Origin of the sequence: Halomonas sp. SIMBA_159 (assembly GCF_046536035.1) — a bacterium.
Lineage (GTDB): Bacteria > Pseudomonadota > Gammaproteobacteria > Pseudomonadales > Halomonadaceae > Vreelandella > Vreelandella venusta_A.
This window is the reverse complement of sequence record NZ_JAWJBT010000962.1, coordinates 1-258: the sequence shown is the minus strand read 5'-3', so window position 1 is coordinate 258 and position 258 is coordinate 1. Positions and strand designations below refer to the sequence as shown.

At 66.3% G+C, this 258-nt stretch carries 1 pseudogene; it reads left to right on the top strand.

What is annotated here, in order from left to right:
• Positions 1 to 243: pseudogene (locus R0J87_RS22110) on the top strand (hypothetical protein); the annotation flags it as partial.
• Between the last annotated feature and the right edge of the window lie 15 nt (positions 244 to 258).

Below are 258 nucleotides of genomic sequence, written 5' to 3'. Positions count from 1 at the left end.
CTAGAGGCCGGCAACGATATCCGCACCGCCCTGGCGACCTTCGGCATCGATGCCAGCCACGGCTACGAGCGCATCCATGTCGATGCGCTGCTCAAGCTGTCCCAGCTCCTGTCGCTCTACATCCAGACCAAGCTGACGGTCGAGCGCGACAAGGAAGAGATGGGCACCATCGAAGGCTTCCCGGAAGCCCAGGGCGCGATCGATCCCGGCCCCCTGTCGGAGCCGGAGCCGACGGGGCGGTAGGGACTTGGACGCGCT